Source organism: Microbispora sp. NPDC049633, from assembly GCF_040675265.1.
Taxonomy (GTDB): domain Bacteria; phylum Actinomycetota; class Actinomycetes; order Streptosporangiales; family Streptosporangiaceae; genus Microbispora; species Microbispora maris.
This window is the reverse complement of record NZ_JBFAOO010000302.1, coordinates 1-6,193: the sequence shown is the minus strand read 5'-3', so window position 1 is coordinate 6,193 and position 6,193 is coordinate 1. Positions and strand designations below refer to the sequence as shown.

Here is a 6,193-nt window from a genome sequence, read left to right as displayed (position 1 = left end):
GGCTCTCGGGGCTGCACGCGGGCCTGCCGGAGCGGACCGGCGTGACCACGATCGACTGCCAGTGCGGCTCGGCCCAGCAGGCGGTGCACCTGATCGCCGCGCAGATCGCGGCCGGAGTGATCGACGTCGGCATGGCGTGCGGCGTCGAGGTGATGTCCCGGGTGCCGCTGATGGCCAACGTCGGCGAGGGCGTCGGCAGGCCCCGGCCGGACTCGTGGGACCGCGACATGCCCGCGCAGTACGTCGCCGCCGACCGGATCGCCCGCCGCCGCGGCTTCACCCGGGAGCAGCTCGACGCCTTCGGGCTCCGCTCCCAGGAGCGGGCCGCGCGGGCGTGGGCCGAGGGCAGGTTCGACGGGCAGATCATCCCCGTGACCGTGCCGGGCGAGGACGGGCTTGCGACAGTCACCAGGGACCAAGGGCTGCGGGAGACGAGCACGGAGGCACTGGCGGGGCTCAAGCCGATCCTGGACGGCGGCCTGCACACCCCCGGGACCGCGTCGCAGATCTCCGACGGCGCGAGCGCGGCCGTGCTCGTGGACGAGGACCGGGCCCGCGAGCTGGGGTCGCGCCCGCGCGCCCGCATCGTGGCCCAGTGCCTGGTCGGCGCGGAGACCGAGTTCCTGCTCGACGGCCCGGTCAAGGCCGCCGAGAAGCTGCTCGCCCGCACCGGCATGAAGATCGGAGACATCGACCTGTTCGAGGTCAACGAGGCGTTCGCCTCGGTGCCCATGTCGTTCGCGCGGGTCCACGGCGTCGACCAGGACCGGCTCAACGTCAACGGCGGCGAGATCGCGATCGGCCACCCCGTGGGGGCGACCGGCATCCGCCTGATCGCCGCCGCGATCGGCGAGCTGGAGCGGCGCGACCAGGAGACCGCCATGGTCGCCATCTGCGCCGGCGGCGCGCTGGCCACCGGCGCGATCATCCAGCGGTGGGAGGGACGACCGGCGTCAGACCCTCGCGGACAAGCTGGTGGACACGGTTGTCGTCAGGGCCTGAGCCGCACGGGGCCGGACGGAGGCGCGGTCAGGCGCCGAGGACGGCGGGGGCGAGGCGGGCCCGGTGCCAGGCGGCGTCGCCGAAGAGCTTCGCCGCCGAGTGGGCCCGCTTGAAATACAGGTGCGCCTCGTGCTCCCAGGTGAAGCCGATGCCGCCGTGCAGCTGGACGGTCTCGGCCGCCACCGCGGAGAACGCCTCGGCGCAGTACGCCTGCGCCGCGGCGGCCCGCACCGCCAGGTCGGCGGCGTCCTCGGCGAGCGCGCGGGCCGCGTCGTAGCTCATCGACCTGGCCGACTCGACCAGCACGTAGAGGTCGGCCAGGCGGTGCTTGACCGCCTGGAACGAGCCGATCGGCCGGCCGAACTGCTCCCTGGTCTTCACGTACTCCAGCGTGATCTCCAGGCAGCGTGACGCCCCGCCGAGCTGTTCGGCGCTCAGCGCGGTCGCGGCCACGGCGAGCAGGCGATCCACCACGCGGTGCCCGTCGGCGCTCAGGAGCCGCGCCGGGGCGTCGTCGAACGTCACACGCGCCTGCGGCCGGGTCCGGTCCAGTGTGACCAGCGGCTCGGCCCGCACCCTCGGAGCGGCGGACTCCACCGCGTAGACGCCGAGACCGCCCTCGGGGGTGAGGGCGGGCACGACGAACAGACCGGCGCGCGCGCCGTCGAGCACGTGCTCCTTGACACCCGTGAGCAGGCCGCCCGCCACGCGGGCGCGGACCGCCGCCGCATCCCACGTGCCGCCCTCGGCCCAGGCCAGCGCGCCGACGAGGCCGCCGCCGGCGATCCCGGGAAGGTCTCCGGTCGCGCCGCAGGCCAGCAGCGCCTCGGCGGTGAGCACGGCCGAGCCCAGGTAGGGCACCATGGCGAGGGCGCGGCCCAGCTCCTCGCACACCACGTGCGTCTCGGCGTAGGAGAAGCCCGCTCCGCCGTGCTTCTCGGGAACGGCCAGGCCGAAGGCGCCCACCTGGCCGGCGAGCAGCCGCCAGACGGTCTCGTCATACTCCGGCGTCTCGTCGGGCGCCGGACGGGCCGCGGGGTTGCGCTCAAGCAGGGCGCGTACGGTGCGTCGCAGCTCTTCCTGCTCGGCGGTGGTGAACATGACGGTCATTCTAACAACTGTTTGGTAGAGTGTCAGCTGTGACCGAGACGTTCAGGGCAGAGGTACGGGCCTGGCTGGAGGACAACCTGTCGGGCGCGTTCGCCGGCGCCCGGGGGCTGGGCGGGCCCGGCCGCGAGCACGAGGCGTTCGACGTACGGCTGGCCTGGGAGCGCCACATGGCCGAGGCCGGCTGGACCTGCCTGGGCTGGCCCGAGCAGTATGGCGGGCGGGGCGCGAGCGTCGAGGAGCAGGTCGTCTTCCACGAGGAGTACGCGCTGGCCGGCGCGCCCGCACGGGTCGGTCACATCGGCGAGAACCTGCTCGGCCCGACGATCATCGCGTTCGGCGCCGACGAGCAGCGCGCCCGCTTCCTGCCGCCGATCGTGGCCGCCCGGGAGCTGTGGTGCCAGGGCTACTCCGAGCCGAACGCCGGGTCCGACCTGGCCGGCGTGCAGACCCGCGCCGAGCCGGACGGCGACCGCTGGCGGGTCACCGGCCAGAAGGTGTGGACCTCCCTGGCGATGGAGGCCGACTGGTGCTTCGTGGTCTGCCGCACCGAGCCGGGGTCGGCGCGTCATCACGGCCTGTCCTACCTGCTCGTGCCCATGCGGCAGGAGGGCGTGGAGATCCGTCCCATCGTGCAGATGACGGGGACCAGCGAGTTCAACGAGGTGTTCTTCGACGGCGCGGTGACGGACGCGGCGAACATCGTGGGCGCGCCCGGCGACGGCTGGAAGATCGCCATGGTGACGCTCGGCTTCGAGCGCGGCGTGGCCACGCTCGGCCGGCAGGTGGGCTTCCGCCGCGAGCTGGAGGCGATCATCGCGCTGGCCCGCAGGACGGGCGCCGTCGACGACCCCCTGCTGCGCGACCGGCTCGTCCGCTCCTGGATCGGGCTGGAGGTCATGCGCCTCAACGCCGTCCGCACGATGGCGGGCATCGCGGCGGGCGCGCCCGGCCCGGAGTCGTCCATCTCCAAGCTCGTGTGGGGCGTGTGGCACCGCGAGCTCGGCGAGCTGGCCATGGACGTGCTCGGCGCGGCCGGCATGGTCGCCGACGGCCCGCCGTACGACCTGAGCGACGAGCAGCGGCTCTACCTGTTCTCCCGGTCCGACACCATCTACGCGGGATCCAACGAGATCCAGCGCAACATCATCAGCGAGCGCGTGCTGGGGTTGCCCCGCGAACGCCGGTAGCGGATACGTATTCCTGCCGATGCGCGGGAGGGCGGCAGGTATCTAGCGTCGGGGACGCCGACGACACCCCGAGGTGAGCCATGCGCGTGCCGAGCGTGTTCCTGTCCGTGTTCCTGTCCGTGTTCCTGTCCGGCCTCCTGACGACCTCCGCCCTCGCCGCCCCGGCCACGGCCGCCGAGGCCTCCGCCGAATCCCCGGCCAGACCCCCGGCGTCCGCCGTCGACGTCGTCTACCAGCGGGCCCATTTCGGCCCCGGCCTCCGCGAGGGCGTGAAGGCGGGGAACACCCTGTCCTTCGCCGCCCCCGTGGGCACGATCTCCTACACCGACGCGCTCGGCACGAAGACCTGGGAGTACGCCCGGTGGACCGGCGCCGAGCGGCCCGTCGGGTTCGCCGCCACCGAGCTGGTGGCCTCCTGGAACGCCGACGTCCCGGCCGGCAGCTGGCTGCAGGTCGAGATGCGCGGCCGCCACGCCGCCGGGCAGACGAAGTGGTACGTGCTCGGCCGCTGGGCGTCCGGCGACGAGGACATCCGCCGTACGTCGCTGTCCGGGCAACGGGACGCCGACGGCACCGTCTCGGTCGACACATTCGTCGCCGCGGCGGGCAAGGCGATCACCTCCTACCAGCTGCGCGTCACGCTCTACCGCGCGCCGGGCTCGGCCGCGAAGCCGGTCGTGCGCGCGCTCGGCGCGATGGCGTCGGCCGTGCCCGACCGGGCGACCGTCCCGGTGAGCCCCGGCGGCATCGCCTGGGGCGTGGAGCTGCCCGTGCCCCGCCGCTCGCAGAACGTCCACGAGGGCCACTACCCCGAGTGGGACGGCGGGGGAGAGGCGTGGTGCAGCCCGACCTCGACCACCATGGTCCTCGGCTACTGGGGCAAGTGGCCCAGCAAGCAGGACACCTCCTGGGTCGACCCCTCCGACCCCGACCCCGAGGTCGACTACGCCGCCCGTCACACCTACGACTACGCCTACGAGGGCGCGGGCAACTGGCCGTTCAACACCGCGTACGCGGGACGGTACGGGCTGGAGGGCTTCGTGACCCGGCTCCGCTCGCTGACCGAGATGGAGCGGCTGATCCGGGCCGGCATCCCCGTGGTCACCTCCCAGTCGTTCAAGGCGGAGGAGCTGCCCGGCGCGGGGTACAGCACCAACGGTCACCTCATGGTCGTCATCGGCTTCACCGCGACGGGCGACGTGATCGCCAACGACCCCGCCTCGCCCGACAACGAGGCGGTGCGCCACGTCTACCCGCGGGCCGACTTCGAGAACGTCTGGCTCCGCAGCACCGGCAGCGGCGGGATCGTGTACGTCATCCACCCGAAGAACCGCCCCCTGCCCCCCACGACGCCGGGACTGCCGGCCAACTGGTGACGCGGAGCACGTCCTATAGTCAGTCAGGTGACTGACTCGACGAGTGCCCGGGTGCGGGCCGCGAGCGCCAAGCGGCGGCGGCTGATGGCCGCCGCCGCCGAGGTCGTGCACCGGCAGGGCGCCGAGCGCACGACCATCGCCGACATCGCCCGCGCCGCCGACGTCCCCGTGGGCAACGTCTACTACTACTTCAAGACCAAGGACGAGCTCGTCGCGGCCGCCCTGGACGAGCACGCCCGGCACCTCGGGGAGCTCACCGAGCGGCTGGAGCGGCTGCCGGACCCGCGCGAGCGGCTCAAGGGGCTCGTGGAGGCGTGGGTCGGCCAGCGCGACGTCGCGGCACGGTGGGGCTGCCCGACCGGCACGCTCGCCGCCGAGCTGGACAAACGCGACGAGGGCGGCCTGGACGCGGAGGCGGGCCGGGTGATCCGGCTGCTGCTCGACTGGGTGGAGGGGCAGTTCCGCGAGCTCGGCCTGCCCGGGCCCGACGGCCTCGCGCTGACCCTGGTGGGCGCCTACCAGGGCATGTCGCTGCTGGCCAACGCCCTGCGCGACCCCGGGATCATGACGCGTGAGGGGGCCCGGCTGCTCGCCTGGATCGATTCACTGGAGGCCTGAATCGGTGTGGCGGTGCGCGATCAGCGCGGTCAGCGCCGCCGTCCGCGCGTCGTCCCACCCGGACGGCGGCGCGATCCGCGCCCACGCGGCGATCACCTCGCCGTCGTAGTCGTGGCCGTGCCCCGGCGGCGCGTCGAGGGAGAACACCAGGTCGGCGGTGATCTGCCAGAACGTCACGAACGGATACCACCGGATCCACGGCAGCACGTCGTCGCCGCGGCGCTCCTCCAGCCAGTCGGGCCGGGTGAGGACGAGCCGGGGCGTCCACCACACGATCGGGTCGGAGGGGTGCTGCAGGTAGACGACCCGCGGCGGGTTCCACGACGATGCCGGGCCGTCCAGATCCGAGGGCCGGTTGGCGAAGCGTACGGTCTCACCGTCCCGGTAGACGGGCAGCGCCTCGCGGCTGCCGGGGTCGCGGCCGTCGACGAGCCGCCGCCACAGCGCGCTGCTGTCCGGCGGCCCGACGAACAGCGCGCCGTCGGTGCGCTCACGCAGGTCCCGGTCGCCGCCGAACGCCGACTCCGCGCCGAACGCCCCCAGGCTCTCCCCGAAGACCAGCAGCTTGGGCCGGTGCCCCGCGGGCAGCGTCGACCAGCGGGCGTACACCTGGTCGAACAGCTCCCGCCCGGCCGCCTTGGCCCGGTCGCGGTCGACCAGGAACGACAGCCAGCTCGGCAGGTAGGAGTACTGCATCGAGACCAGCGCGGTGTCGCCGCCGTACATGAACTCCAGGGCGGCGGCCGCCTGCGGGTCCACCCAGCCGGTGCCGGTCGTCGTGATCACGCAGATCACCGCGCGGCCGAACGCGCCGGTCCGGTCCAGTTCCCGTACGGCCAGGGCGGCCCGTTCGCGCGTGGTCGCGGCGGAGTCGAGCCCGGCGTAGACGCGGATCGGGGC

At 73.7% G+C, this 6,193-nt stretch carries 6 protein-coding genes; 4 read left to right on the top strand and 2 right to left on the bottom strand.

Features of this window, described 5'->3' with window-relative positions; genetic code table 11:
• Positions 1 to 1,115, top strand: a 1,115-nt coding sequence (locus AB0J39_RS37465; RefSeq protein WP_363473631.1) for an acetyl-CoA C-acyltransferase, incomplete at its 5' end; no start/stop codon positions are given.
• Here AB0J39_RS37465 and AB0J39_RS37460 read toward each other — a convergent pair.
• On the bottom strand, positions 1,030 to 2,103 hold the full coding sequence (locus AB0J39_RS37460) for an acyl-CoA dehydrogenase family protein (protein WP_363473628.1): 1,074 nt from the start codon (positions 2,101 to 2,103) through the stop codon (positions 1,030 to 1,032). The genes AB0J39_RS37465 and AB0J39_RS37460 overlap by 86 nt on opposite strands.
• A gap of 38 nt (positions 2,104 to 2,141) precedes the next feature.
• Between AB0J39_RS37460 and AB0J39_RS37455 the strand changes: the two genes are divergently transcribed.
• The 3 genes from AB0J39_RS37455 to AB0J39_RS37445 all read left to right on the top strand — a co-directional run bounded on the left by AB0J39_RS37455 (position 2,142) and on the right by AB0J39_RS37445 (position 5,293).
• Positions 2,142 to 3,299, top strand: a complete 1,158-nt coding sequence (locus AB0J39_RS37455; RefSeq protein ID WP_363473625.1) for an acyl-CoA dehydrogenase family protein — start codon at positions 2,142 to 2,144, stop codon at positions 3,297 to 3,299.
• Positions 3,300 to 3,379: 80 nt separating this feature from the next.
• Positions 3,380 to 4,675 (top strand): C39 family peptidase, encoded by a 1,296-nt coding sequence (locus AB0J39_RS37450; RefSeq protein WP_363473622.1) that lies wholly within the window; start codon positions 3,380 to 3,382, stop codon positions 4,673 to 4,675.
• Positions 4,676 to 4,702: 27 nt separating this feature from the next.
• Positions 4,703 to 5,293 carry a TetR/AcrR family transcriptional regulator gene (locus AB0J39_RS37445; protein WP_363473619.1) on the top strand — a complete coding sequence of 197 codons (591 nt, stop codon included), beginning with the start codon at positions 4,703 to 4,705 and terminating at the stop codon, positions 5,291 to 5,293.
• Here the strand turns inward: AB0J39_RS37445 and AB0J39_RS37440 are convergent.
• A partial coding sequence (locus AB0J39_RS37440; RefSeq protein WP_363473616.1) for an alpha/beta-hydrolase family protein occupies positions 5,279 to 6,193 on the bottom strand: 915 nt, incomplete at its 5' end. The two genes, AB0J39_RS37445 and AB0J39_RS37440, sit on opposite strands and share 15 nt — an antisense overlap.